Raw genomic sequence first — 25,552 nt, forward strand, 5'->3', positions numbered from 1 at the left:
CAGCACGGCATGGCACACCCGCATCTGCGAGACCGCGCCAACAACTCGGCGTTGCCGGACGCCCCCTGACGGGCGACCGTCCGCCCGGCACTCGAACGGAGCCGGGCGGCGGGCGAACCACCTGGTCAGGGCCTTCTCCCCGGCGCGGCCGGCGCCTCGTGCGGCCGGTGACCGGTTGCGGGATCTCGCCCCGTTTCCCACGGTGGGCGCAAGACAGCAGTTCTCGAAAGGAAACCCATGCGCGCCCTGGTCTCCCGCGGCCTCCTCGTCTCCCCCTTGGTCTGTGCCGCCCTGGTCCTCGGCCCGGCGGCCGCCTCCGCCGCAGCCGCCGAGGGCGGCCGAGAAGCGACGGGGCCCCGTGTCGCGCAGACGGCTCCGCGGTCCGGCACCGGCCTCGCCTCGCTCCTCGACCGCGTCCACGCGACGGACCCGAAGCGGCACGACCGCACCCTCGCGCCTCTCCTGGACACGCTGCCCGACCTCACCACGGGGCAGGGCACCCGGATCGACCCGGCGCGGGCCGCCACCTACGCCAAGGCGGTGCGGGCGTGGAGCAACAGGCTCCAGGAGCGGCTGCGGCATCTGGACGCCGGCTCGGCCGACCGTGCGCGCCGGGCCGCGCCTCGCACGGCCGACCCCGTCTCGGACCTGCCGAACGACATCGGGTCCGCCACCGACAGCCTGCTCAGCTCGCTGACCTCGCTCGACCTCGGGGGTGTGCTGAGTGCCGTCACCGGCCTGCTGGACCCGGTTCTCGAAGTGGTCACCGGAGTTGTCGGCGGCGTGCCCGCGCTCCCCTCCGCGGACCCCCTCGCCGCCACGACGACCGTCGCGCCGTGAGGAACTGACCCGGCGCCGGGGCGGTCCCCCGCGGTCGGGCCGCGCGGAGATCCGGGCGGCCCGACGGCGTACCCGAGCCCTCCCCAAGGCGTCAGGCCTCGTTCCAGCCCGGGACGGTGGGCAGGACCTGTTCCGCGACCCGCACCAGAGCTGTGTCGTCCGGCGGTACGTCGTCCTGCCGCCAGAGCGCGACTTCGAACGTGCCCTTGCCGTCGTCCTTCCCGTGCTTGGCGACCAGGACGCAGCGCGCGGTGCCGCCGGGGCCCGTGGTCGCCTTGCCGCCGCCCAGGTCGAAACCGATGGAGATGGTCGGGCTGGAGTAGACGACGGCGGGGTGGCCGAGGACGGTCGTCCTGCGGGCGTCGTTCAGCAGACCGCCCGCTTCGGAGACGGTCATGTCGTCGTACGACTCCGTCAGTTTCACGGAGTACGTCTTCAGGGTGACCGTCGCCTCGGGTTCGGCGATCTTCTTGCCGCCGGCGAGAGTGAGCCACTCCCCGTTGCCGTCGGCGGTCTCCACGTACTCGTGCGCGGTCCCCAGCAGAGCCGGCAGGTCCGGGCGGTTGAGCGCCCTGCACAACCGGGCGCCGGAGACGTAGCGGGCCGGCAGGTGGTCGTCCGGCTTCGAACAGGCCGCCGGTTCACCGGCCGTGTCCTTCGGGTGGACGAACTCCTTCTGCGCCCACACGGCGCCCACGACGACCGCGAACAAGGCCACCGCCGCGACCGCCTGAAGCCCCGGTCTGCGGTCCTTTTCGGGCTCGGCGAAGCCCTCCGTCATGTCCCCCACCCCCGCTGTGCGTCCCCTGTGCGCGGTGGAGCCTAACCGATGTTCACGGGTAAGGCACACGCCGCAGCCGCCCCTTGGCGGCAGGGGATTCCTCCGGGAGTGTTTGATGGCGAGAGCACGCTGGACACCGGCGAGGAGAGGGGGACGCGGTGGTCGACGGACGGGTCGTCGAGGCGGGCGGCGGCGCCCTGGTGGTGCGTCGCAGGCCGCGGGAGCGGACACGCGCGGCGGTGCTCGTCCTGCACGGCGGGCAGGAGAACGGACGCCGTCCGACGCGTGCCTGGCAGCCGGCCGCGCTGCGCATGCGCCCCTTCCTCAGCGCCGCGGCCTCGGTCTCCTCGCCCCACGACGTGCTGATCGGCCAGGTGCGCTACCGCTACCAGGGCTGGAACGACGCCGCCGACCCGCTCCAGGACACCCTGCGCGCCCTCGACGAGCTGCGCGCCCTGGCCGGCGACGCGTCGGTGGTGCTGGTGGGCCACTCGATGGGCGGCCGGGCGGCGTTGCGCGCGGCGGCCGATCCCTCGGTGTGCGGTGTGCTGGCGCTGGCTCCGTGGTGCCCGCCAGGCGACCCCGTGGACGGTCTCGCCGCCACGCGGATCCTCGTCCTGCACGGGGACCGCGACCGGATCACCGGGCCCGCCGACTCGGCCGCGTATGTACGGCAGGCCCGCAGGGCCGGCGCGGAGGCCGGGATGGTGCTGCTCAGGGGCGGCGATCACGCGATGCTCCGGCGCAGCCGCGACTGGCACCGCGCCTCCGCCGCCGCCGTCAGGCAGTTGCTGAGCCCCGCACGCGACCTCGACGGGTGGACGGCCGAGGCCTGCGCGTCGCCGGAGCCACTTCTGCGCTGACCCGCGCCCTGATAGGGTGCCTCGCCCCCACGGGACATCCACCCAGAGGACTGCCGATGCCGATCGTACGATCGTTCCGGATTGTCACGTACCTGACAGCACCTCTCCTGGTTCTCGCTCTGTTCGGCGCCGCCCCGGCCACCGCCGGTCCGCAGTCCGCGCAGTCCGCGCAGTCCGCAGCGCCGGCACCGGCCGCGTCGGCCACCGGCGCCTGGCAGCCTCCGCTGTCCACCCGCGGCCGCTACATCGTCGACGCCGCCGGCAACCGCTTCCGCCTCAAGGCCGCCAACTGGGACGGCGCGCAGGGCTCCTGGACGGGCAGCGGCAGCATCACCGACCCCGCGAACCACCACGCGGGCCAGGACTCCTACGGCATCCCCCTGGGCCTGGACCGCGCACCCCTCGCCCAGCTCCTCTCGGACTTCCAGGCACTGGGCATCAACAGCATCCGCCTGCCGTTCTCGAACGAGATGATCCATGCGACGACTCCGGTGCCGGACGCCGCGGTCACCGCCAATCCGCAGTTGCGCGGAAAGACACCGCTGGAGGTCTACGACGCCGTTGTGACCGCCCTCACCGGCGCGGGCTTCGCCGTCATCCTCAACAACCACACCAACACCTCCCGTTGGTGCTGCGGCGTCGACGGCAACGAGCGCTGGAACAGCGGCCAGTCGACCCAGCAGTGGGCCGACGACTGGGTCTTCATGGCCCGCCGCTACGCCGCGAACTCCCGTGTCGTGGGCGCCGATCTCTACAACGAGGTGCGCCGGGACGTGCTCGACGACCCCAACTGGGGTTTGGGCGACGGCCACGACTGGTACGCGGCGGCCCAGTTCGCCGCCGACCGCATCCTCACCGAGGCGAACCCGAACCTCCTCATCGTCATCGAGGGCATCAACTGGACCGGCCTGCCGGTCGACGGACTCCCCCACGGCCGCCCCGTGCTCACCCCCGTCCGCACCCTCTCGAACACCCTCGTCGACGCCCACAAACTGGTCTACTCGGCCCACTTCTACGGCTACACCGGCCCCAGGCACAGCGGCGCCACCGGCATCGGCGAGACCAGTGACCCGCGCTACCAGGACCTGACCCGCGACGAGCTGTACCAGGCCCTGGCCGACGAGGCGTTCTTCGTCACCACCGAGGGCAGGCACTACACCGCGCCCGTGTGGGTCAGCGAGTTCGGCATCGGCGCGAACGAGACGGGCACCGCGGCCCGCACCTGGTTCGGGAACATCACCGACTACTTCGCCGACCACGACACCGACTTCGCCTACTGGCCACTGGTCGGCTGGGAGGGCCACGACGACTGGGCGCTGCTGCGCTACGACACCGCCGGGCACCGGTCCGGCATCCTCGACACAGGCGACTGGCGGGCCACCGCCTGGGATCACCTGATGACCTCTCCCGGCCTCACCGGGTATGTCGAGCCGGGGACGACCTGGCGCATGCTCGCCACCGACCACGGCGACCAGGTCGAGTCCCTGCGGGTGCGGGCGGGCGGCGACTGGGACTCGGGCGCGTACAAGGCGGTCTGCCCGGACGGGCTGCGGCTGATCGGTCTCGCGCACTCCGGCGGACGCGGTCTGTGCACCGACGCGACCGCCGGCGACCTGCGCGCCCCGGGCGACGCCCGGACGGTGGTCACGGACGAGCGGTACGTCCCGGCGGGCGGCGACTGGGCCTCCGGGTACACCAAACTGCAGTGCCCTGCCGGTCAGTTCGTCATCGGCTACAGCCGTCGCGGGGAGCGGGTGTCGGCGGCGCTGTGCGCGCCGTCGGCACGCGCCGCGTCGGGCATCGGTGGCCGGACGGTGTGGTTCGACCGGTCCGACAACCGGCCCGCCGACGGGGCGGGTGACGACTTCGCGTACGGCGCCTACAAGGGCCAGTGTGCCGCCGGCGAGGACATCGCGGGCATCGCCTTCACCACCCGCGTGGGCAGCGCGCAGGGGCCCGCCGCCGTGCTGTGTGTCCCGTTGCCGTCCTGAGCGGATCCGCCGGTCACCGGCCCGCCGCCGCGGTCACCACCGGTGCGGCCAGGTCGTCGTGGTGCGGTGGGGTGCCGGGGTCGTCGGCGGTGGCCGTGAGGATGGACTGCTGCAGGCGGCGCAGGCGCGCCGACGGCTCCAGTCCCAGGTCCCTGACGAGGAGGGTGCGCAGCCGCTGGTAGACGAGGAGTGCCTCGCCGCGCCGGCCCGAGCGGTAGAGGGCGAGCATGAACTGCGCGTGCAGGTTCTCGTGGGAGGGGTAACGGCTGGTCAGGACGGTGAGCTCGGGGAGCAGTTCGCGGTGCCGCCCGAGCCGGAGGTCGGCCTCGACGCGCAGGTCCAGGGCGCAGAGCCGGCTCTCCTCCAGCCGCCGCGCCTCCATGCCCAGGTGGGCCCCGGTGGGTACGTCGGCGAAGGGCGGCCCGCTCCACAGGTCCAGCGCCTGGCGCAGGGCGTCGGAGGCGCCCGCGAAGTTCCCGTCGTCCATGGCGCGGCAGCCCTGTTCGCTCAGCCGCTCGAACTCCCGGATGTCGCTGCCGCCGCCTTGGGCGGCGAGAAGATAACCCCCCGGCAGGGTCGCCAGCACGTCCTTCGCGGACCGGGTGTCCGCGGGCCCCGGACCCGTGCCCCGGCGCAGCGCCGTCGCGATGAGCTCCCTGAGCTGGAGCACATAGGTCTGCAGGGTGGTGCGGGCACTGCGCGGTGGAGTGCCCGCCCAGAGTTCCTCGATCAGGGTCGGGACGGACACGACCTGGTCGGCGCGCAGCGCCAGCAGGGCCAGCACCTGGCGGGGTTTCGGTGCGGTCGGGGCGATGGAGACCCCGTTCTCGGTCACGTTCAGTGCGCCCAGCAGCCCGATGTCCACACGCGTCTCCCTGATCCTCTCATCTGACACTCCGCCAGTCAGTAGAAAACAGCACAAGCGGTCTGTCAACAGACTGCCGGCTAGAGCGGTGCTAACGAACCACCGGAGAACGGCCGAGGGACCGCACCTCATCCCCAACCATCACCGAAATAGCAGTACAGGCATGATATTTCGGCGACCGGCGGGTGGTTCACGGTCTTCCCGTCCACTGGAACCGGTCAGCGAATCCGGCGGGATCTCAGTCCGGGAAGCCACTCAAAAAAGACCATCCGGTCGGTTATTTGGCCGTAACCCGGTTCGGGTGTTCCGCCCGCGGGTGGCTGCGGGGACGGCGAGGACGCAGCGGGTGGCCAAGCCGGCCTCGCCGCTCGGCACGGGCTGGATCCTGGCCGGTGTCTGCGCGTCACCCGGCAGCGTGCGCCGGCCGCCGGCGGCGGCCCGGCTGCTGCTGTTCCGGCGGGCACTCGGGCCCTCGGGCGGCCGGTGGCTGGTGGCTGGTGGCTGGTGGCTGGTGGCTGGTGGCTGCGGGACCGGGTGGAGGGTGTCGTACCGGTGCACACCTCGCGCCGGGTCGCGGGTGCCCTGGTCCGCGGGCCGCAGGTGCGGCTGGGCGTCGTCGCTCCCTGGGGCGAGCACGAGTCCGTCGCCGTCGACCATGTGCCGGCGGCCACCGGCTACCGGCTGGATCTGGACGCCCTGCCCTTCCCGTCTCCGACGGTGCGGCGCGCCGTGGCGCGCGTGCCCGGTTCGAAGGCGCCGGCGCTGCGGGGGACGTTCGAGTCGTCGATGCCCGGTCTGTACTCCACCGGTTCGCTCGGGCGCCGGTGTTCGGGCCGATGATGCGGTTCGTGGCGGGCACCGGGTTCGCCGCCCGCCGCACCGCCCGGCACGTCGTGGCCGCCTGAGGATCCCGCCGCCCGGTCCGGCGGGCCCGTCAGCCGATCCCGGCGGCCGAGCGCGGCACGCAGCAGCCGGGCGGCCTCACGCTGGTCCCCGGCCTCCCTGGTGCGGTATCCGGTGTCGGCGAGTCGCTCGAACTCCCGTATATCGCTGGTGCCTTGGCCGCTGTCGAGCAGATAGCCGCCGGGTACGGTCCGCGGCACCTGCTTGGCGGTGCGCGTGCCCGCGTCGGCACCGGCACCGGCACCGGCACCGGCCTCTCGTGCCCCGAGGCGATGAGGGCGCGCAGGTGCATGATGTACGTCTGCAGGGTGGGGAGCGCGCTGCGCGGTGGCCGTCACCCTCACAGTTCCTCGGTCAGCGTTGCGACGCCCACCGCCTGGCCGGCGTGGAGCGGGAGCACGGCGCGTACCTGACGCGGTTTGGGCGCGGTCGGGATGCCGGGGACGCCGTTCTCCCGCGCGTCGAGAGCGCCGAGTACGCCGATGCCCGTCTCCTCCCCCCTGTCGTCCGCCGCCGGGGTGGTGCGGGGCGGCCAATGGGCCCCGGGTCAAAAACGGCACGGACGGTTTGTCACACCGAACTCCGGTCGGTCTGGGCGCCCTTGGCCCTGGGCCAGGAGTCGGGGAGCGCCACGCCCGCGAACAGATCCCCGCGCGCCGCGAGTTGGGGAAGCACCAGGGACCAGAACTCCTCGACGTGCCAGGGGGCGATCCGGTCGCGGTCCTGCGCGCCGAGTACCTCGAAGCCGACCGTCGCGGCGACTATCACCGCGGCCACCCGGTCCGGCGACACCCCGTCGGCCAGTTCCCCCGCGTGCTGCGCCCGCAGCAGTTCTTCGCACACCCAGGCACGCCACCAGCAGCCGAAACCCATGCCGTTCTTGCGGGAGGGATCGACGCTCAGTTTGAAGCCGGCCCGAACCACGACGTCGGCGGCGATCGCGACCAGGACCTCCCGGGTGACCGTGACCAGCAGGTGCAGTGCGGAGGCGGCCGCCGGCCGCCGGTCCGCGACCAGTTGCTCGACGGTCCGCCGGGCCGCGCTCTCCACCTCGAGCGCGAGGGCGTCCTTGCTGGGAAAGTGGAAGTGCAGCGCTCCGGCGCTCACTCCCGCCCGCCTGCTGATCGCGGGCAGCGAGGACAGCGCGTATCCGTCGGCGGCGAAGATCTCGGCGGCGGCGAGTACGAGGGCCTGACGGGTTCGGGCCGCCCGGAGCTGCTTGACCATCGCGTCCCCCTGTTGATCCGGGCGAATCCGGAATTGGACGGTCCGATTCCCCCTGGGCCTGCAATATTTTGATCCGAGAACCTTAACAAACAGCATGATTGGTAGGTTTGCCGATGGCTGTGCTCGGCTGCATGGCGCGGGCGGTCCTCGCGCGCCGCGCGAGAGCACGGCTTCCGGTGTCTGCGGGTGACAAACCAGGCGGGTGGTTTGGTTCGAGGCTGGTCAGGCCTCGGCGGCCACGAGCGCTTCCTGCCGGTGGCGCTCGGCTTCCTCCACGACCCGGGCACCCCGGTCGGGCGCGGTGTCCAGAAGGATCAGCGCCGCGGGAGTGGCTATGGCCGGCAGTACGTGGTTGTAGAGGACCGAGATGCGGTCGTTGAGGTCGGTCCAGTCGGAGACCACCTCGGACATGAACTGGGTCCCGATCCAGGCCCCGAGGAAGCACTCGGCGGTCTCGCGCGGCGTGACGTGCGGCAGCACCTCACCACGCTCCTTGGCCTCCACGAGCTTGTCCGTCACCAGTTGGGTCCAGGCGGGCCAGGCGCTGCCGAACAGGGAGCGTCCCTGGAGGTCGGCGGAGAGCCGTATGCCGGCGAGGAGAATGACCTCCTTGGGGATCCGGTGGGCCAGCGTCATGCCGATGTCCACCCACTCCTGGAGCTTCAGCTCGCGCGGCACCCAGTAGTCGTCGCTGATCTGGGCGTTGATGACGCCCCGCGCGAGGGCTTCCTTGGAGTCGAAGTGGAAGTACAGAGCGCCCTTGGTGACTCCGGCCCGCTCAAGGATCTCGGCGATCGTCGCCGCCGTGTATCCGCGCTCGGCGAAGACCGCCGCGGCGGCCTCGACAACAGCGCGTCGGGTCCGAATCGCACGCTCCTGACGCGCCATGGGGACCCCTCCTCGGTCAAAACAAAACCGGACGTGACGTACCTTACCCCAATCGGGGGTCGGTATTTCGGCCGCACAGCGCCGATTCCCGGTCGCTCCCGCCGCCGGTGCCCGGCAGGTCCCGCGCCGGCGCTCCGGCTCCGGTGCGGGACCTGCGGGCAGTTCACCAGGCGGTGCGTCCGCCGTCCACGGTAAGTGTGGCACCCGTGACGAAGCTCGCCTTGTCACTGCACAGCCAGGCGGCGGCCTCCGCGACCTCCTCCGGGTCGGCGGCGCGGGCCTGCGGGGCGGAGCGGTAGGCGCGCGCCTCGTTCTCGGGCGACCTGGCGAACCAGTCGTCGATCATCTCGGAGCGGGTCAGGCCGGGGGCGATGGCGTTCACGCGGATGTGGTGCGGGGCGTACTCGACGGCGGCGGCCTTGGTGAGTCCGATCACCGCGTGCTTGGAGGCGATGTAGGGAGCGGCCGTGGAGGAGGCGACCAGACCGCCCACGCTGCTGGTGTTGACGATCGAGCCGCCCCCGTTCGCCAGCATGGCGGCGATCTCGTGCCTCAGGCAGTTCCAGACCCCCCGCACGTTGGTCTCGGTGACCCGGTCGTAGTCGGTGTCGTCGATGAGGTGCATCGGGGTCTTCGCGAGGGCGACGCCCGCGTTGTTGAATGCGGCGTCGAGGCGACCGTACCGCTCGACGGTGAACTCGACGGTCCGCCGCACCTCTTCGGTGTCGCGCACGTCCAGGGTGCGATGACTCGCCTCGGTGCCCCGGGCCCGCAGTTCACCGGCGAGCTCGCGCAGCTTGTCCTCGCGGCGGGCGGCGAGGACGACGGTGGCGCCCTGCCGGGCGAACACCCGGGCCGCGGCAGCACCGATGCCGCTGCTGGCGCCGGTGACGAGCACGACCCGGCCCGCCAGTGCGGCCCCCTCCCACTCGGTCACCTGGTCGCCTCCCGCGTACCGGTGAGGGCGTCGGCGTCCTGCCAGACGGTGCCGAGCCCGGCCTCGCGGTCGAGGGTGCGCAGGCGCTCCTCGTCGATCTCGGCGAGGCCGCCGACCAGGTGCCGGACCCCGAGTTCGCGCATCAGCTCGCGCTGGAAGCCGTGTTCGAAGGTGCTGGGGTGGCCGACGAAGGGCACGTCCAGCTCCTTGGCGTGGCCGGCGAAGCGGGCGACGTCGTCGATGAAGAGGGCCTGGTGGTAGTCGAGGCCGAAGCGGTCCCGGACGATCTCCCGGATGCCGGGCCGGATGTCGTTGGTGCAGATGTAGCGCGGGGCGGTGAACAGGTGCTCCCAGGCGCCGAGATGGCGGCGGAAGTGGTCCTCGTCGAGGCCGCCATAGCAGATGACGTCCAGGCCCAGGGCGCGCAGTCGGTGCAGGAGTTCCTCGGCGCCGTCGAGGGTGCGGACGGGGTGGTCGCGCAGGTGGTGCTCGCGCTCGGCGAAGTAGTCGGCGATGACCTCCTGCTCGCCCACCTCGGCGCCGGTCTCCTCCAGCAGCACCTTCGCGGCCGCGAGCCGGGACTGCGAGAAGAGCCGCTGCTCCAGCTCCCGGGTGTACGCGCCGCCGTACTTGAGGACGAGGCGGTACAGGACGGGGCTGAAGCTGTCGTTGAGCAGGACGCCGTCGATGTTGACGGCGGCGAGGCGCAGGGTGCGCAGTGGTTCCATCGGGGTCTCCCTCTCGCAGGCCGTCCGACCATCATGCAGGGGGCTGTCGAGGCAGGGTGGTTCCAGGCACCACGTCAGGCGGGCCGGAGCGCGCGGAACTTGGCCAAAAGAAACCGTCGGACAGGTTTCCGGGCAGGTGATCCAGACGTCGGGCGCGTCGACAACACGCCGTCGACATCTGCCACTTAGTCCGTTTTTCGCCGTGCCTTCGGCGTGGTTGAGCGCAAAAATATTTGGCCAAACCACTACCGAGCGGAGTCATGCATGGATCGAGTCGAACCACGCTTGGTGAATCCTTTACCTAGTGGCCGACCCGAGAAAACCGGTAGGTCCGTATCTTATAGGCGTCGAACAGAGCTTCAAGCCAACGAAGAGCTTTCCGACGGGGGGTCATCGATGAGTCTGTCCGCCAGCGAGATCGGAGTCGGTCTGCCCGTACTGCCTCGGCTGACCACCACGGTCCCCAAGGAGTACGTCCACCGCGCGTCCCTCGCCGAGGTGTTCCTCACCGGCTGTACCGCCCAGGCCGACGGACTGCGGTTCTCCCTCACCGGGCAGTGGCCCCGCGCCCACACGTTCTTCAACAGCGCCGACGGTTCGAGTCATGACCCGCTCCAGGCCGCAGAGACGTTTCGGCAGGCCGGCATGTTCGTGACGCACGCGGAACACGGAGTTCCGCTCGGCCATCACTTCGTGCTGTGGTCGCTCAGCTGCCACAGCGATCTGGACCGGCTGCGGATCGCCTCCCGCCCCACCGACTTCGAACTCGACGTGGCCTGCCCGGACTTCGCGCCGCGCGGCCGGTCCTCCGCACGCCGGATGAGCATCGGGTTCGTCCTGCGCCGGGACGGACTGACCGTGGCCCACGGGGAGGGGCGGTACTCCGTCGTCACACCGCCGGTCTACGCCCGGCTGCGCGCCAACCGGCCCGGGAAGCCGGCGACTTCGGCAGGCCCCGCCGTCGCGGCCGACCCGATGCCACCGGCGGCCGTGGGCCGCACCTCTTCCGCCGACGTGGTGCTGACGGCCACAAACGCGCCGGACCGCTGGCTGCTCACCCCGGACCTGGACCACCCGATCCTGTTCGACCACGGCGGCGACCACCTGCCCGGCATGGTCCTGATGGAGGGCGCGCGGCAGGCCGCCTGCGCCCGGCTGGCGCCCCGCCAGCTGCTCCCGGCGAGCACGTCCACGTCGTTCAACCGCTACGTCGAACTCGACAGTCCCTGCTGGATCGACGTCACGGGGGTGACGGCCCGGGGCGACGGCACGGCGACCGTCGACGTCGTCGGCGTGCAGGACGGCGAGGTCGTCTTCACGTCCACGGTGAGCGGGCCGGTCGTCCAGGGCTGATACGGGGGTGCGGCCCTGGCGCGCATCCGCCGCCAGGCTCCCGCGAACGGGCCTGGCGGCGGATGCATGACGTGTCAGCGACGGTGGCCGAAGGAGTGCCGGCCGTCGGCGTCACGATGCCCCAGGGCGTGCCGGTCGTCGACGTCGCGCCGGTGGTGCAGGCCCCAGGAGGCGGAGTCCACGTAGCGGCCGCGGTCGTTGCGCAGGGTGGCGGTGTCGGCGTCGTGGTTCCACACGGAGGAACGGCGGTCCTGGTACAGGTCCGTCAGGGTGTCCCGGCCCTCCCCGGTGTGGACGCGGACCGTGGCGCCGCCCGCCAGCCGGTAGTGGCGGAAGACGTAGCTGTGGCCGTCGGCGTCCGACAGCGTCCAGCCGCTGAGGTTCACGTCCCGGCGGGAGGTGTTGGTGACGTCCGCCCACTCCCGGTTCAGGGCACGGCCGGAGAAGGCCGCCCGGCCCTGCACGTCGTGCCGCACGGCACTGATGACGACCGCGTCACGGTGCGACACCCCGGGGTACGGAGCGGACGCCGCGGCCGGCAGGGCCGTGACACCCAGCAGAGCGGCCGCCACGGCGGCGGCGGAACCGAGACGGCGGGCGGACGCGGATACGGAAACGGACACGTGGTCTCCCTTCACGGGATTCGAGCACACCCCAGCAGCCATGCGGTACGAGGCCGCAGGCCACGAGTGGGGCGAGGCGGCGGCCGGGCGGCCGCGCATCCACACCCTGCGCCCCGGCCGCGCGGCCTCCGCGACGCACACGGCGCCCATTACGGATCCTTCGCTTTCCCATGACTCTCGGTTGTAACGTCCATTTATTAGGTGAATGGGCGCGTTTGATGCCATATCAGGCTCCACGCCCCCGCAGTAACGGGCCTGCGGAGTCCCTTCCGTCCCGCCGGCCGCTTCCTCGACAAGGCGCGGCTCACCCGAAAGTGAGTAACAGTCACCGCCCGGCCGGGCCCGCCGGGACAGAAGTCGATCTTCTGGGCGTCACGGGGAATTTCCAAACTGGTTAGTAACAAGGGGGGGTCGGAAGAAAGCGTTTGCCGCTACGTTTTCCCATGCCTCATTGGCATGCTCACATCCCTCGGCGCACAACTCCCGTAGGAGACACCTCCATGCGCAGACTCGTTGCCTGTCTGGCGGCCGCGGTCGCCGCTCTCGGCGGGCTCACGGCCACCGCAACCCCGGCCGCGGCGGCCGCCTCGGGCACGTTCAGCGTGCTCACGTACAACGTCGCCGGGCTTCCGGAAGGCCTGTCGAGCGCGTCCACGCCGCGCGACACCAGCACCACGGAGATCGGCAGGCGCATCGCGCCGTACGACATCGTCAACGTCCAGGAGGACTTCAACTATCACGCCTACCTCTACTCCACGGACACCCATCCCTACCGCACCGCGACCAGCGGCGGCGCGGGCATCGGCAGCGGACTGAACACCGTCTCCGACTACGCCTGGGACGGGGACGACTTCCAGCGCGTCGGCTGGAACTCCTGCCAGGTCGACTCGGGCGACTGCCTCACGCCGAAGGGGTTCACCTTCATGCGCGAGCGGCTCGCCGAGGGCGTCTACGTCGACTTCTACAACCTGCACACCAACGCGGGCACGAACGACGGCGACGAGGCCTCCCGGGCCGACAACCTCAGCCAGCTGACCGACTTCATCAGCACCCACTCGGCCGGCAACGCCGTCGTGGTGATGGGTGACACCAACACCCGCTACACCCGCACCGCCGACACCATCGCCGAGTTCGCCGCGAACAACGGGCTCACCGACGCCTGGGTGCAGCTGATCCGCGGCGGCAGCGCGCCGGCCAAGGGCAGCGACGCGCTGGTCTGCGACCAGTCCGGGGCGACCGTGCCCAACACCTGCGAGGTCGTCGACAAGGTGCTGTACCGCAGCAGCAAGCTCGTCAGCCTCAACGCGACCTCGTACAACAACGAGCACGCCAAGTTCCTCACGGACGCCGGGCTGATGCTCTCCGACCACGACCCGATCACGGTCGGCTTCTCCTGGTCCGAGAACCCGAACTTCCAGCTGAGCGACCAGTTCGGCGGTCCGCACGGCGACTACTACCAGGACATCGACAAGGTGGCCGCCGGCGCCCGCGCCACCAGCATCTCGCTGCGCTCCGGCTCACGGGTCGACCAGGTCGGCATCACGCTCGCCGACGGCACGACGCTGGCCCACGGCGGCACCGGCGGCACGGCGTCCTCGCTGACGCTGGGCAGCAACGAGTACGTGACGACGGCGTATGTGTGCGAGGACAAGTACAACAACACCACCCGCATCTTCTACGCCAAGTTCACCACCAACCTGGGCAACACCCTCGCCGGTGGTGCGACGACCTCGGACTGCGTGACCCGCACCGCCCCGTCGGGCTGGCAGATCGCCGGCTTCCACGGCCGCTCCGGTGACGAGCTCGACAAGGTCGGCTTCATCTACACCAAGCGCTGACCGCGCCCGGCCGCCCGGCGGACGCCACGAGCGGTCCGCCGGCCGACCGGACGGGGGGCTACCCGCGCATCGGCATCGGCGACGGCGACGATGGCCGCACGGCCGTCTCCTGGACCTCCGCATCGACGCCACCGGCCCGCCCGGAGGCTCCTGCCCGGCGCCCGCGGCCGGCGGTCTCTCCCCCTACGGCGACACTCATGTCGCCGTAGGGCGCCGCAACCGCCGCACCCCGGTCCCCGGTCCCCGGTCCCCGAGCAACTCGAAGTTGCTCGCGAACGCGTCCCTGACCGGCTCGAAGCCCTGAGGAGACCTGCCGAGGGGATCAGGCCACCTGGCTCACCATCCGTGCATTGACCACCGATGGCTTTGATTGAGATTTGTACCATTCCCAGGAAACCGCTTCACCCAAACGGCAGCCGACCCTGATCGCCGGGTGTTAGAAATTGGCCACAGAACGTCGGGCTGTGCGCAGCCCTGCACACCATCCCTGTTGTGAAAAGGGACGCACTTGTCCAAGTCCAGACCTATGACCGGCAACTGGCGCGTCGCAAGACGCCTCCAGGCCATTCTGCTCATCCCCGTGCTCGTCGCCCTCGGCCTCGGCGGCCTGCGGGTGAAGAACTCGATCGACACGCTGCGGGACGCCAACGACGCGGTCCATGTGGCGGAGCTGGTGCAGGCGGCGAACGCCTACGCCAGTGACGCGATCAACGAGCGCGACGTGTCGGTCATCCCCCTCCTGAAGGGCGAACGGAACGCGCCCGCCGTGGCGGCGGCGCGCAAGGTCACCGACGCCGACGCGAAGGCGTTCGACGCGTTGGTGGCCCGGGCGCCGAAGACCGCGGGCCTGACCCGGCGGATCGAACTGGTGCGGGCGGGCGAGAAGCTGCTGCCGGCGGTGCGGGCCGACGCGTTCACGGCCAGGGCGTCCGGGGTGCAGACGGAGGAGAGCTACCACGCCGTCCAGCACCCGCTGATGGAGATCTCGAACGAGCTGGGCTTCGGCAGCAACAACCAGGCGAGCTTCGGCCGCACCCTCTACGCCATCTCCCTGACCCAGGCGGCCGAGTCCCTGGTGCGCTCCATCGGCACGCATCTGCTGGTCGAGAACCGCGACGCGCTCGCCGACGGCGAACTGCAGACCCAGCTCGGCTCGTTCAGCTCCTACGCCTACCTGGAGCAGGTCGGCCTCCAGGAGTACGCGGGCGCCGGTACCGCCGGGGACATGACCCGGCTGCGGACGGCGCTGGCGGACGCGGAGAAGAAGGGCGCGCAGCAGACGGCCAAGGCCGCCGAAGAGGCCAAGGCGGCCGGGCAGGCCTTCGTGGCACCGCCGACCCTGCCGAAGATGATCAAGGAAATCGCCGCCGGGACACCGGCCGGGCAACTGGCCGCCCAGGGCATCACGCCCGAGTCGTTCTTCGCGGCGTCCGCGCTCGCCTTCGACGCCTACCGCGGCATAGAGGTCCATCTCACCGACACGGCCCTCGCCAACGCCCGCAACATCGCCGCGGACGCCAAGCAGGACGCGATCGTCAACGGCTCCTTCGCGCTCGGCGCCGTACTGGTCGCCCTCCTGCTCGCCGCGTGGGTGGCCCGCTCCATGAGCCGGGGCATGCGCCGGCTCAGCGCCTCGGCCATACAGATCGCCGAGCAGCGGCTGCCGGCGGTGATCACCCAGCTCTCCCAGGCCGTGCCCGGTCAGGTGGACACCAAGGTCACGCCGATCCCGATCACCACCACCGACGAGATCGGCGAGGTCGCCCGCGCCTTCGACCATGTGCACCGGGAGGCGGTCCGGCTCGCCGCGGAACAGGCCGCGCTGCGCGGCAACGTCAACACGATCTTCACCAACCTCTCCCGCCGCAACCAGTCGTTGATCGAGCGGCAGCTCGCCCTGATCACCCAGCTGGAGGAGCGCGAGGCCGACCCCGAGCAGCTGTCGAACCTGTTCCGGCTGGACCACCTGGCCACGCGGGTGCGCCGCAACGGCGAGAACCTGCTGGTGCTCGGCGGCGAGCGCCCCACCCAGCAGTGGGACCACCCGCTCCCCCTGGTCGACGTCATCCGGGCGGCGGCCTCCGAGGTGGAGCAGTACGAGCGGATCGAGCTGACGGGCATCCCGGAGACCGAGATCCACGGCCGTGCCGTCACCGACCTGGTGCATCTGCTCGCCGAGCTCCTGGAGAACGCCACCTCGTTCTCCTCGCCGCGCTCGACGGTCCGGGTCACGGCGACGCGGCTGCCGGACACCCGGACCATGGTCGAGATCCATGACGAGGGCATCGGTCTGCGGCCCGAGGACTTCGCGCTGATCAACCACAAACTGGCGAATCCGCCGACCGCCGACGCCGACGTCTACCAGCACATGGGCCTGTTCGTGGTGGGCAGGCTCGCCGACCGGCACGGCATCCGGGTCCAGTTGCGGCCCGCCGCCGGGGAGTCCGGTACCACCTCCCTGGTCATGCTTCCGGGCACCATCACCTGGCGCAGTGGCACCGAGTCGGATGCCGACACGCTGGCCCTGGCGGCCTTCAGGGCTCGTGCCACGTCCCGTTCGGCGGCCCTCCTGCTCGCGGACGCCGACGTGCCCGCCGACCCGTTCGGCGCGCACGAGGCGTGGGACGACGGCATCCCGGCACCCCGCCCTGCGACACCGTCCGGCGCCCCCGCCGCCTCCCCCGCTCCCGGGGCGTCCGACGTCCCCGCCCCCTCCGGTGCGGCCGCGTCGCCCCCGTCGTCCGGCCGTTCCCGTCGCACGTCGAAGCGCGGCCGTCGCCCCGCCAAGGACGGCTGAGCCCCGGCCCGCGGTCAGGGCGGCGGCGCCGGGCGCAGGGCCCGCACCACCGACCAGACGACGGAGATGAACGGCACGGCCACGACGGCGCCGATCACCCCCGCGACGATGCTGCCCGCGATGACGGACACGGCGACGACGAGGGGGTGCAGCCGCACCGCCCAGCTCATCACCAGCGGATGGAGCAGATGCCCCTCCAGCTGGCCGACGACGACGATGAGCGCGAGGACGGCGGCGGCCGTGAGCGGGCCGCGCCCGGCCAGCGCCACCACCGTGGCCACGCCGAGCGCGACCGGTGAGCCCACCAGCGGGATGAAAGCGGCGAAGAACTCCAGCAGGGTGAGCGGCAGCGCGAGCGGCACCCGCAGCACGAGCAGGGCGATGCCCACGAGGAGGGCGTTGGTGGCGGCCACGATGATGATGCCCCGGGTGTATCCGGCGAACGTCCGCCAGGCCGCGCGCCCGGCCCGGTCCCAGGCGCTGCGGGCACCGGCGGGCAGCAGTTCGAGGCTGGTCCAGGCCCACAGCCGTTCACCGGAGTGGATGAAGAAGACCGAGGTGAACAGCGCGAGCACGCCGCCGGTGACCAGTTCGACGACGGTGCCGACGCCGCTGAGCGCTCTGCTCGCCAGGTTGGAGCGGTGGGTCTGGATGTAGGTGAGGATCTGCTGCTGGAGGTGTGACAGGGCGCCCGGGCCGAGCCGGAAGGGCGGCCGCTGCAGCCAGATCTCGATGCGGTGGATGCCGCCGCGGAACTCGTCGGTCAGTGTCGCCGACTCCTGCGCGACGGCGTTGCCCACCAGGGCCAGCAGGCCGAGGAACAGACAGATGCTGCCGAGCAGGATCACCGCCACGGACAGCGGCCTGGGAAGCCGTCGGGCCAGCAGGTCGGCGGGGGGACGCAGCACCGAGGTGATGACCAGGGCCAGGAACACGGCGGCGGCGATCAGCTGGAACCGGCCGAGGATGACGAAGACGCCGTAGACGGCGATGCCGACCACGATGAGCCGCCAGGCGTAGGCGGCGGCGACCCGCAGGCCGGGCACGACGACCGCGCTGACGGAGGCGGAGGCCCGCGGGTCGCGGGCCCGCTTCGGAATCCGGATCGCGCGTGCGGTCCGGCTGTCCGGTGCCGTGCCCCGGGCCCGCCGCGCGCGGCCCCGCCCGGCCCAAGGCCCGCCCGCACCCACCACCGTGCCTCCCGTTACCGGCCGACGTCGCCCTCTCATGCACGTTAGGGGCATTCGGGGCGACGGGCGGGCGGCAGTGGGCCAAGGGGGTCAGCGGGCCGCCGACCGGGAGACGGCGGTGCGGACGGCTCGCTCCACCAGGTTCACGCCGTCCGGCATGGACACGTTGCCGTCGGAGAGGACCGCCACGAGGTAGTGGTGCCCGCCGGCCGTGACGCGTCCGATGCTGTTGATGTCCCACAGACCGGTCGTGGTGCGCATGAGCCAGCCGTTCTTCAGCGCCCACCCGGCGTCGGCGGCGGCCGAGACGCCCCAGGACTGGCCGTCGGCGATCTCGGTCATCAGGGTGGCGATCCGGCCGCGGGACGCCGCGTCGAGGGGCGTGGGACCGGTGCCGAAGATCGCGCGCAGCAGTCGTATCTGATCGGCCGCGGTGGTCCGGGTGAGCCCCCAGAGGCCGCCGGGGCCGCCCTGCGTCGAGGTCAGTCCGAGCCGCCTGTTGGCCGAATCCAGGCCGGGGGCCTCGCCGACGGCCCGCCACAGGGCATTGGCCGCGGTGTTGTCGCTGTCGCGGATCATCACCTCGGCCTGCTCGCTCTCCCGGGCGGTGAGGTCGCGCCGGTGGTCCCGGGCGTGCAGCAGCATGGCGGCGAGGAGGTCGACCTTGACGATGCTCGCCGTGTCGTACGGCGTGTCGTCGCCGTAGACGGCGGGTTCCCTGCCGGTGCCGTCCAGATCGAGGACGGCGGCGGTCACCCGGGCGTTGCCCTGCGCCTGGACGGCGGTGCGGAAGTCGGCGGGTCCGGACCCGGCGCCGGCTGCCATGGCCGCCGGCGCGGCTCCGGCGAACAGGGTCACCACCGTGGCCACGACGGACAGGGTTCGGTTGAGCATGGCGGGGGCCTTCTCAGTTCGGGTGGGAGGGACACAGGACTGCGAACGTAGACAAAACGCGCCGCTCGCGACATGACCGCCGCCACGCTGCGACCGGTTCGGGGCCGATTGTGAGCAGGGCAACAGGTCATCTGCGGCCGGAGCGGCGGCGTCGTGCGGGCCGCGAACTTTCCGCTGGCCGGAACTGGAATTCCGGATGCCTTATTCGCGTCCGCACGGGGGAAGGATGTGGTCAAAGTGACGGGCCGGGCCCTGGAGGTGCCATGAGCGCAGAGGTGGAACCACGGGTGGGCGGCCTGGAGATCCGGTCCATCGACTACGTGCCGCTGGACGAGCGGCACGGCAAGCTGTGGCATCTGGGACCGCTGTGGTTCATGTCCAACGCGCAGATCGCCACCCTGGCCGTGGGGCTGATCAGCATCACGGAGGGCGGCAACCTGATCTGGTCGCTGCTGGCGATCGTCGCGGGCACCCTGATCGGCACGTTCTTCATGGCGTTCCACTCGGCGCAGGGGCCGCAGCTGGGACTGCCGCAGATGATCCAGTCCCGCCCGCAGTTCGGCTACGTCGGGGCGCTGCTGGTGTGGCTGTTCGCCTATGTGCAGTACGCGGGCTTCAACGTGTTCAACACCGTCCTGGCCGGTCAGGCCCTGGACACCACGATCCACGGCGGTGTGAAACTCTGGGTGGTCGTGGTCACCGTGGTCGCGCTGGTCGTGGCCCTGGTGGGGTACGACATCATCCACAAGGCCGAGCGGTTCCTGACCTACACGTTCCTGGTCGTGTTCGGGATCTTCACCGTCGGTGTGCTGGTCACCCTGCACTACCCGGCGGGCTCCTTCGACCTCGGCGCCTTCAAGGCGACCCCGTTCCTGGCGCAGTTCGGCGTGGTCGCCGGCTACCAGATCAGCTGGGCCATCTACGTCTCGGACTACTCGCGCTATCTGCCGCCGGACGTCACGGTCCGCAAGACGTTCTACTGGACCTACTTCGGCTCGGCGCTCGGCGGCATCTGGCTGATGGTGCTCGGGACGCTGCTGGCGGCCTGGGCAGGCGACAGCTTCGACACGATCCCGTCGATCAACGCCGCCGGCGACAAGGTCTTCGACGGTTTCGGCGCGATCGTCCTGCTCTTCTCCGCGCTGGGCCTGATCTCCGTCACCGCGCTGAACATGTACGGCGGTTCCCTGACGCTGATCAGTGCCATCGACTCGTTCAAGCGGGTGCGGCCGACCCTGGGCGTGCGCCTGGTCACCCTCGTGGTGACCGCGGCGCTCTCCCTGATCGGCGCGCTGGCGGCGACGTCCGACTTCCTGACGAACTTCAACAACTTCCTGCTGCTGGTGCTGTATCTGTTCATCCCGTGGACGTCCGTGAACCTGATGGACTACTACGTGGTGCGCCGGGGCCACTACGCGATCGCCGAGATCTTCAAGCCGGACGGCATCTACGGCCGCTGGGGCTGGCAGGGGATCGTCTCGTACCTGGTCGGGTTCGCGGTCATGATCCCGTTCTTCTCGGTCGGCACGCTCTTCGTCGGCCCCGTCGCCAAGGCGCTGGACGGGGCGGACATCTCCCTGTTCGTCGGGCTTCCCGTGTCGGCGCTGCTGTACTGGTGGCTGACCCGCTCGATCGACGTCGAGGCGGAGACCCGTGTCGCCGAGGCGGAGGCCGCCGCCCTGGAGCAGGCGGCCCACGAACACCGTGAGCCGTAGGACCTGACTCCGGTCGGACGAGTCGCCATGGGCGTCAGTACGCGGAGTTGACGTTGTCGATGGAACCGTACCGGTGGGCGGCGTAGTTGGCGGCCGCGGTGATGTTGGCCACCGGGTCGGTGACGCTGTGGGCGGTGCCGGCGACGTGGTACGCGTTGAACGTGGGGTCGATCACCTGGAGCAGGCCCTTGGAGGGGGTGCCCTTCTGGGCGTTGACGTCCCAGTTGTTCTGCGCGGACGGGTTGCCGCCGGACTCGCGCATGATGTTGCGCTTGAGGCCCTCGTAGCTGCCCGGGATGCCCTTGGACTTCATGATCTGGAGGGACTGCTTGATCCAGCCGTCCAGGTTGTTGGCGGAGCCGGTGTGCCGGGAGGCGGCGCGGCTGCTGTCGCCGGAGGAGGCCGTGACCGCGGCCGAGGTGTGCGCCTGCGTCATTTCGGCGGCCTGCGCGTTGGCCGGCATCAGGGTGAGGGCGGCGGCCGCGGCACCGGTGGTGGCGAGACCGGCGAGGCCGAGGGTGCGCAGGCGGGCGATGCGGGTGCGGGTGGTCATGGTCATGTGAAGGAAACTCTCCGGTGGGGGACGGCGTCGGCGCCGGCCGCTGTGCGCGGCGGCGTGGGGCGGAGCCCCGTACTACCGGCGGGAGTGGGCGGGCCCGGCGGGGATCCGCTCGGCCCGTCGCCCGTCTCCCGGCGACGACAGCAATGGTTAGCGGCGCCGGGAACGGATCGCAACGATGTGACGTACTACCCGACTTAGGAGCGAATGGTTGTAATGCCCGGTATATAACTCTTACGACCACTTCAGGGCGCTCCGTTCCTACGAAGCCGGGTAGGATGTGACGTGGCTCCTATGGGGGGTGTCACGCATCCAGGCCCCTTCGCGGGGCCCGCGCCGCGAGATCGGCGCGCTCCACGGCTCACGTAGGGCGCGCCGCGAGAGCGTGCTGATGCCGATCGCCCGGGACGCGCCGGAGCACCGGCTCGACGATCTCGCCACCGGCGCCGGCGACTACGTGACCAAGCCCTTCCGCGGGTCTCCTGACCGGTCCGCCTGCGCGGTCGGACGTCAGCGCACCGCCGGCAGATCCTCCGCCGCCGGCTTCCACCGCAGATGGACGCTCACTTCCGCCTCCTCGGCCCGCAGCAGCGACAGTCGGGGGCGGACCGCGTCGGTGCGGGCGGTGGGCGGCTTGCGGCGGCCGGCCCGGAACTGCGCGGGCCACTCGGCGGCCGCTCCCGTGTACTCCTGCTCGGCTGCCGCGTGCAGGGTCCAGTGCGGGTCGTACAGGTGGGTACGGCCCAGGGCGCACAGGTCGGCGCGGCCGGCGAGGAGGATGGAGTTGACGTCGTCGTAGGAGGCGATGGCGCCGACGGCGATGACGGCCGCCCCGGTGGCGGCGGCGACCTCGTGCCGGATGCGGTCGGCGAAGGGGGTCTGGTACGAGCGGCCGTAGGCGGGCCGCTCGTCCTTGGTGACCTGGCCGGTGGAGACGTCGATGCCATCCGCGCCGTGGGCGACGAAGGCGCGGGCGATCGCGACGGCGTCGTGCTCGGTGTTGCCGTCCGGCATCCAGTCGGTGGCGGAGATCCGCACGATCACGGGGCGGTCGGCCGGCCAGACGGCGCGGACGGCGTCGAAGACCTCCAGGGGGTAGCGCAGCCGGTTCTCCAGCGATCCGCCGTACTCGTCCGTGCGGTGGTTGGAGATCGGCGAGAGGAACGAGGAGAGCAGGTAGCCGTGGGCGCAGTGGAGTTCGAGCAGGTCGAAGCCGGCGTCCGCGCCGCGCCGGGCCGCCGCCACGAACTCGGCCGTGATCCGGTCCAGACCGGCGCGGGTGAGTGCGCGCGGTGCGGGTGAGCCGGGGCCGTACGGCAGCGGGGAGGGGCCGACGGTCTCCCAGTTCCCGTCCGGGAGCGGATCGTCCATGCCCTCCCACATCAGGCGGGTGGAGCCCTTGCGGCCGGAGTGGCCGAGCTGGAGGCCGATGCGGGCGGTGCTGTTCGTGTGCACGAAGTCCACGACCCGGGTCCAGGAGTCCCGCTGTGCGTCGTTCCACAGGCCGGTGCAGCCGGGGGTGATCCGGCCCTCGGGCGAGACGCAGACCATCTCCGTCATCACCAGGCCGGCCCCGCCCAGGGCCCTGGAGCCGAGGTGGACGAGGTGGAAGTCCCCGGGGACGCCGTCGACTGCGGAGTACATGTCCATCGGGGAGACGACCACCCGGTTCTTCAGTTCCAGTGCGCCGATGCGGAACGGCTGGAACATGGCGGGGGCCGTGCCGCCCAGCCCCTGCGCCGTGGCGAAGGCGGTGTCGACCCGGTCGGCGAACCGGGCGTCGCGGGTGCGCAGGTTGTCGTAGGTGATGCGGCGGGAGCGGGTGAGGAGGTTGAAGCAGAACTGGGTGGGTTCCTGGCGGGCGTACATGCCGATGTTCTCGAACCACTCCAGTGAGGCCTGCGCCGCCCGCTGGGTGGACTCCACCACCGGGCGCCGCTCGCTCTCGTACGCGCTCAACGCGCTTTCGCTGTCCGGGTGTTCGTGCAGGCAGGCGGCCAGGGCGAGGGCGTCCTCCATGGCCAGTTTGGTCCCGGAGCCGATGGAGAAGTGGGCGGTGTGGGCGGCGTCGCCGATCAGCACGAGGTTCTCGTGATGCCACCGCTGGTTGCGCACGGTGGTGAAGTTCAGCCACCTGGAGTTGTTGGCGAACACCTGGTGCCCGTCGAGTTCGGCGGCGAACAGCTCACGGATCCGGGCCACGGCCTGCTCGTCGGAGGCGCCCGGCGCGAACACCGTGTCCTCGGTGACGTCGAAGCCCGCCCGGCGCCAGACGTCCTCGTGCATCTCCACGATGAACGTCGAGCCGGCGTCGGAGTAGGGGTAGCCGTGGACCTGCACCACCCCCCACTCGGTCTCCTTGACGAAGAACTGGAAGGCCTCGAAGACCCGGTCCGTACCCAGCCACATGTACTTGCTGTGCCGCCGCTCCAGCGACGGGCCGAACACGTCCGCGCAGGCCGTGCGCACACCGGAGTTGACGCCGTCCGCGCCGACGACGAGGTCGTACGACGCGCGCAGCGCGGCCGCCTCGGGTGCGAAGGTGGAGAAGTGCAGGGTGACGTCCAGTTCACGGCAGCGCTCCTGCAGGAGGCGCAGGAGCTCCTTGCGGCTCATCGCGGCGAAGCCCTGGCCGCCGACGGTGTGGCTCTCGCCCCGGTAGTGGATGTCGATGTCCGTCCAGCGGGCGAAGCGGCGGGCCATGGCCTCGGCGAGGACGGTGTCGGCGTTCTCGATGCCGCCGAGCGTCTCGTCGGAGAAGACCACGCCGAAGCCGAACGTGTCGTCGGGGGCGTTGCGCTCCCACACGGTGATCTCGTGGGCGGGGTCCAGCTGCTTCATCAACGCCGCGAGGTAGAGCCCGCCCGGGCCACCGCCGATGATCGCGATTTTCACCGGAGTTCCTCTCACTGCTCGGCGACCGGCTCGGCGGCCTGCTCCTGTTCGATGATCCTGCGGAGGGCGAAGCGCTGGAGCTTGCCGCTCGTGTTGCGCGGCAGGGCGGCACGGAAGCGCACGTCGCGCGGGTACTTGTAGGGCGCCAGGACCTGTTTGACGTGGTCCTGGATCTCCTTGGCCTTCGCCGCGTCCCCGGTGACGCCCTCGCGCAGCACGACGAAGGCGCACACGACCGAGCCGCGGTCCGCGTCGGGCCGGGCCACGACCGCCGATTCGACGACGTCCGGGTGGGTGTCGACGGCGGCCTCCACCTCGGGACCCCCGATGTTGTACCCGGAGGAGACGATCATGTTGTCGCTGCGCGCGTGGTAGTGGAAGTAGCCGTCCTCGTCGCGGTGGAAGATGTCTCCGGTGACGTTCCAGCCGCCCACGACGTAGTCCTGCTGCCGCTTGTCGTCGAGATAGCGGCAGCCCACCGGGCCGATGACGCCGAGCCGTCCGGGTTCCCCCGGGCCGAGTTCCTCGCCGTCGGGACCGAGGATCGCGGCCCGGTAGCCGGGCACCGGCCGGCCGGTGGCGCCGGGCCTGATGTCGTCGCCGGCGGCCGAGATGAAGATGTGCAGCAGTTCGGTCGCGCCGATGCCGTCGATCACCTTCAGCCCTGTCCGGTCGCGCAGCTCCTCCCACGTGGCGAGCGGTATGTGTTCTCCGGCCGACACCCCGACGCGCAGACCGCCCAGCCGGCGTTCCTTGCCGTCGCGCACGATCGCCCGGTAGGCGGTGGGCGCGGTGGCGAGGACGGTGACGCCGTGTTCCTCGACGAGGTCGGCGAGCTGCGGCGGTGTCGCCGTTTCCGTGAGCAGGGCGCAGGCGCCGGCCCGCAGCGGGAAGACGACGAGCATGCCGAGGCCGAAGGTGAAGGCGAACGGCGCGGTGCAGGCGACCACGTCGTCCGGCCGCAGCCGCAGGACGTGCCGCCCGAAGGTGTTGTCGATGGACAGGATGTCCCGGTGGAAGTGCATGGTGATCTTCGGGACCCCGGTGCTGCCGGAGGTCGGGCAGAGGAGCGCCACGTCGTCGGCGGCGGTTTCGACGTTGGTGAACTCGCCTGATTTCGCTGCGCACCGGGCCACCAGGTCGGCCTCGCCGGTCCCGCCGTACTCGACCACCCGCAGGCCGGGCAGTGCGCTGCGGAGCTCGTCGGTGACGCGGTGGTCCACGAGGGCGAGCGCGGGCCGGGTGCGTTCGGCGATCGGGACGATCTCCCGGGCGCGCAGCGCGGCCATGGTGGTGACCACCACCCCGCCGGCCTTCAGGACACCGAGCCAGCAGGCCACCGTCCAGGGGGTGTTGGGCGCGCGCAGCAGCACGCGCTGTCCCGGCACCAGGTCCAGGTCCGCGGTGAGGACCTGGGCGATCTGGTTGGCACGGGTGCGCAGTTCGCCGTAGGTCCACAGCTCCCCGGCCGGGGTGCGCAGGGCGGGGCGGCCGGGGCCGTGGCGCTCGACGGCCGTGTCGATGAGGTCGCCGGCCGCGTTGAGGCGGTCCGGGTAGGTCAGTTCGGGAGTGGTGAACTCGATGGCGGGCCACAGTCCGGCGGGCGGGAGGTGGTCCCGGGCGAAGGTGTCCAGGTGCGAGGTGGGTGAGAGCGGAAGATCCAAC

The 25,552-nt window shown here is 71.3% G+C and carries 20 protein-coding genes; 8 read left to right on the plus strand and 12 right to left on the minus strand.

Features of this window, described 5'->3' with window-relative positions; genetic code table 11:
- The first annotated feature begins 237 nt into the window (after positions 1–237).
- Entirely contained in the window at positions 238–840 is a 603-nt protein-coding gene (locus AB0P24_RS22805; RefSeq protein ID WP_365796750.1) for a hypothetical protein, read from the plus strand.
- A gap of 91 nt (positions 841–931) precedes the next feature.
- Here AB0P24_RS22805 and AB0P24_RS22810 read toward each other — a convergent pair whose 3' ends face one another.
- Positions 932–1,621 carry a DUF6215 domain-containing protein gene (locus tag AB0P24_RS22810; protein ID WP_365796752.1) on the minus strand — a complete coding sequence of 230 codons (690 nt, stop codon included), beginning with the start codon at positions 1,619–1,621 and terminating at the stop codon, positions 932–934.
- A gap of 158 nt (positions 1,622–1,779) precedes the next feature.
- On the opposite strand from AB0P24_RS22810, the gene AB0P24_RS22815 reads away from it, so the two are divergent.
- Positions 1,780–2,484 carry an alpha/beta fold hydrolase gene (locus tag AB0P24_RS22815; protein WP_365796754.1) on the plus strand — a complete coding sequence of 235 codons (705 nt, stop codon included), beginning with the start codon at positions 1,780–1,782 and terminating at the stop codon, positions 2,482–2,484.
- A 56-nt stretch (positions 2,485–2,540) separates the two neighbouring features.
- A complete protein-coding gene (locus tag AB0P24_RS22820; RefSeq protein WP_365796756.1) occupies positions 2,541–4,475 on the plus strand; it encodes a cellulase family glycosylhydrolase in 1,935 nt (644 codons plus the stop codon).
- A 13-nt stretch (positions 4,476–4,488) separates the two neighbouring features.
- On the opposite strand, the gene AB0P24_RS22825 is transcribed toward AB0P24_RS22820, so the two are convergent.
- Positions 4,489–5,340, minus strand: a complete 852-nt coding sequence (locus AB0P24_RS22825; protein WP_365796758.1) for an AfsR/SARP family transcriptional regulator — start codon at positions 5,338–5,340, stop codon at positions 4,489–4,491.
- Between the two features lie 504 nt (positions 5,341–5,844).
- On the opposite strand from AB0P24_RS22825, the gene AB0P24_RS22830 reads away from it, so the two are divergent.
- A complete protein-coding gene (locus AB0P24_RS22830) occupies positions 5,845–6,180 on the plus strand; it encodes a hypothetical protein (protein ID WP_365796760.1) in 336 nt (111 codons plus the stop codon).
- A gap of 633 nt (positions 6,181–6,813) precedes the next feature.
- Here AB0P24_RS22830 and AB0P24_RS22835 read toward each other — a convergent pair.
- The 4 genes from AB0P24_RS22835 to AB0P24_RS22850 form a co-directional block, all read right to left on the minus strand.
- Positions 6,814–7,470, minus strand: coding sequence for a ScbR family autoregulator-binding transcription factor (locus AB0P24_RS22835; RefSeq protein ID WP_365796762.1), 657 nt, complete (start codon positions 7,468–7,470; stop codon positions 6,814–6,816).
- Between the two features lie 222 nt (positions 7,471–7,692).
- The gene (locus AB0P24_RS22840) at positions 7,693–8,358 is read right to left on the minus strand and encodes a ScbR family autoregulator-binding transcription factor (protein ID WP_234538472.1); all 666 of its coding nucleotides are present in this window, start codon (positions 8,356–8,358) and stop codon (positions 7,693–7,695) included.
- A gap of 163 nt (positions 8,359–8,521) precedes the next feature.
- The gene (locus tag AB0P24_RS22845; protein ID WP_365796765.1) at positions 8,522–9,295 is read right to left on the minus strand and encodes a glucose 1-dehydrogenase; all 774 of its coding nucleotides are present in this window, start codon (positions 9,293–9,295) and stop codon (positions 8,522–8,524) included.
- On the minus strand, positions 9,292–10,023 hold the full coding sequence (locus AB0P24_RS22850; RefSeq protein WP_365796767.1) for an HAD family phosphatase: 732 nt from the start codon (positions 10,021–10,023) through the stop codon (positions 9,292–9,294). Before AB0P24_RS22850 ends, AB0P24_RS22845 begins: the two co-directional genes overlap by 4 nt.
- Positions 10,024–10,419: 396 nt before the next feature.
- On the opposite strand from AB0P24_RS22850, the gene AB0P24_RS22855 reads away from it, so the two are divergent.
- A complete protein-coding gene (locus tag AB0P24_RS22855; RefSeq protein ID WP_365796769.1) occupies positions 10,420–11,376 on the plus strand; it encodes a ScbA/BarX family gamma-butyrolactone biosynthesis protein in 957 nt (318 codons plus the stop codon).
- A gap of 74 nt (positions 11,377–11,450) precedes the next feature.
- Here AB0P24_RS22855 and AB0P24_RS22860 read toward each other — a convergent pair whose 3' ends face one another.
- On the minus strand, positions 11,451–11,999 hold the full coding sequence (locus AB0P24_RS22860; RefSeq protein WP_365796771.1) for a lamin tail domain-containing protein: 549 nt from the start codon (positions 11,997–11,999) through the stop codon (positions 11,451–11,453).
- 500 nt (positions 12,000–12,499) lie between these two features.
- Between AB0P24_RS22860 and AB0P24_RS22865 the strand changes: the two genes are divergently transcribed.
- Positions 12,500–13,837: a jacalin-like lectin gene (locus AB0P24_RS22865; protein ID WP_365796773.1), complete on the plus strand. Its 1,338-nt coding sequence runs from the start codon at positions 12,500–12,502 to the stop codon at positions 13,835–13,837.
- A gap of 526 nt (positions 13,838–14,363) precedes the next feature.
- Entirely contained in the window at positions 14,364–16,634 is a 2,271-nt protein-coding gene (locus tag AB0P24_RS22870) for a nitrate- and nitrite sensing domain-containing protein (RefSeq protein ID WP_365796832.1), read from the plus strand.
- Between the two features lie 14 nt (positions 16,635–16,648).
- Here AB0P24_RS22870 and AB0P24_RS22875 read toward each other — a convergent pair whose 3' ends face one another.
- Positions 16,649–17,863 carry an AI-2E family transporter gene (locus tag AB0P24_RS22875; protein WP_365796775.1) on the minus strand — a complete coding sequence of 405 codons (1,215 nt, stop codon included), beginning with the start codon at positions 17,861–17,863 and terminating at the stop codon, positions 16,649–16,651.
- Between the two features lie 51 nt (positions 17,864–17,914).
- Entirely contained in the window at positions 17,915–18,649 is a 735-nt protein-coding gene (locus AB0P24_RS22880) for a serine hydrolase (RefSeq protein WP_365796834.1), read from the minus strand.
- 332 nt (positions 18,650–18,981) lie between these two features.
- Between AB0P24_RS22880 and AB0P24_RS22885 the strand changes: the two genes are divergently transcribed.
- The gene (locus AB0P24_RS22885) at positions 18,982–20,433 is read left to right on the plus strand and encodes a cytosine permease (protein WP_365796777.1); all 1,452 of its coding nucleotides are present in this window, start codon (positions 18,982–18,984) and stop codon (positions 20,431–20,433) included.
- Between the two features lie 34 nt (positions 20,434–20,467).
- Here the strand turns inward: AB0P24_RS22885 and AB0P24_RS22890 are convergent, their stop codons facing one another.
- From AB0P24_RS22890 to AB0P24_RS22900, 3 genes are all read right to left on the minus strand, one after another.
- Positions 20,468–20,992 carry a transglycosylase SLT domain-containing protein gene (locus AB0P24_RS22890; RefSeq protein WP_365796779.1) on the minus strand — a complete coding sequence of 175 codons (525 nt, stop codon included), beginning with the start codon at positions 20,990–20,992 and terminating at the stop codon, positions 20,468–20,470.
- 510 nt (positions 20,993–21,502) lie between these two features.
- Positions 21,503–23,887 carry a bifunctional salicylyl-CoA 5-hydroxylase/oxidoreductase gene (locus AB0P24_RS22895; RefSeq protein WP_365796781.1) on the minus strand — a complete coding sequence of 795 codons (2,385 nt, stop codon included), beginning with the start codon at positions 23,885–23,887 and terminating at the stop codon, positions 21,503–21,505.
- 11 nt (positions 23,888–23,898) lie between these two features.
- Positions 23,899–25,551: an AMP-binding protein gene (locus AB0P24_RS22900; RefSeq protein WP_365796783.1), complete on the minus strand. Its 1,653-nt coding sequence runs from the start codon at positions 25,549–25,551 to the stop codon at positions 23,899–23,901.
- Position 25,552 lies beyond the last annotated feature (1 nt).

The organism is Streptomyces sp. NPDC086519 (assembly GCF_040686075.1).
Lineage (GTDB): Bacteria > Actinomycetota > Actinomycetes > Streptomycetales > Streptomycetaceae > Streptomyces > Streptomyces shenzhenensis.

What these genes read in the sequence shown, in the direction of transcription:
- AB0P24_RS22850 (WP_365796767.1), bottom strand. Translation starts at nt 10,023, where the DNA reads ATGGAACCACTGCGCACCCTGCGCCTCGCCGCCGTCAACATCGACGGC.
- AB0P24_RS22865 (WP_365796773.1), top strand. Translation starts at nt 12,500, where the DNA reads ATGCGCAGACTCGTTGCCTGTCTGGCGGCCGCGGTCGCCGCTCTCGGC.
- AB0P24_RS22835 (WP_365796762.1), bottom strand. Translation starts at nt 7,470, where the DNA reads ATGGTCAAGCAGCTCCGGGCGGCCCGAACCCGTCAGGCCCTCGTACTC.
- AB0P24_RS22805 (WP_365796750.1), top strand. Translation starts at nt 238, where the DNA reads ATGCGCGCCCTGGTCTCCCGCGGCCTCCTCGTCTCCCCCTTGGTCTGT.
- AB0P24_RS22870 (WP_365796832.1), top strand. Translation starts at nt 14,364, where the DNA reads ATGACCGGCAACTGGCGCGTCGCAAGACGCCTCCAGGCCATTCTGCTC.
- AB0P24_RS22820 (WP_365796756.1), top strand. Translation starts at nt 2,541, where the DNA reads ATGCCGATCGTACGATCGTTCCGGATTGTCACGTACCTGACAGCACCT.
- AB0P24_RS22885 (WP_365796777.1), top strand. Translation starts at nt 18,982, where the DNA reads ATGAGCGCAGAGGTGGAACCACGGGTGGGCGGCCTGGAGATCCGGTCC.
- AB0P24_RS22855 (WP_365796769.1), top strand. Translation starts at nt 10,420, where the DNA reads ATGAGTCTGTCCGCCAGCGAGATCGGAGTCGGTCTGCCCGTACTGCCT.
- AB0P24_RS22810 (WP_365796752.1), bottom strand. Translation starts at nt 1,621, where the DNA reads ATGACGGAGGGCTTCGCCGAGCCCGAAAAGGACCGCAGACCGGGGCTT.
- AB0P24_RS22880 (WP_365796834.1), bottom strand. Translation starts at nt 18,649, where the DNA reads ATGGCAGCCGGCGCCGGGTCCGGACCCGCCGACTTCCGCACCGCCGTC.
- AB0P24_RS22890 (WP_365796779.1), bottom strand. Translation starts at nt 20,992, where the DNA reads ATGACCATGACCACCCGCACCCGCATCGCCCGCCTGCGCACCCTCGGC.
- AB0P24_RS22840 (WP_234538472.1), bottom strand. Translation starts at nt 8,358, where the DNA reads ATGGCGCGTCAGGAGCGTGCGATTCGGACCCGACGCGCTGTTGTCGAG.
- AB0P24_RS22875 (WP_365796775.1), bottom strand. Translation starts at nt 17,863, where the DNA reads ATGAGAGGGCGACGTCGGCCGGTAACGGGAGGCACGGTGGTGGGTGCG.